We start from the raw sequence: 209 nt of genomic DNA, 5'->3' as shown, positions 1-209 counted from the left end.
GATGGAAAAGGTAAAGTACCAAACAGTGAATTACCAGACGGTAAGGTTACAAAACCAGGTAAGATTACCGAACCAGGAAAACCATCAGTGGAAGTTCCTGAGGTAACAACCCCAGCTAAAGTAACTCCAACCGTAGAGTTGGAACAAGATCCTAAGACAGGTGATGTTACAGTAACACCGAAGAAACCAGATGGCTCAACATACCCACC

The 209-nt window shown here is 44.0% G+C and carries 1 protein-coding gene; it reads left to right on the top strand.

Annotated features, from left to right (window positions below; genetic code table 11):
- Positions 1-209 (top strand): hypothetical protein (locus tag N8L90_RS09515; protein WP_261025234.1); only part of this gene is annotated, 209 nt, incomplete at both ends.

Source organism: Streptococcus mitis (assembly GCF_946190115.1).
In the GTDB taxonomy this organism is placed as follows: domain Bacteria; phylum Bacillota; class Bacilli; order Lactobacillales; family Streptococcaceae; genus Streptococcus; species Streptococcus mitis_CO.
The sequence above is the reverse complement of the archived record's forward strand: the minus strand, read 5'-3'. Positions and strand labels throughout refer to the sequence as shown.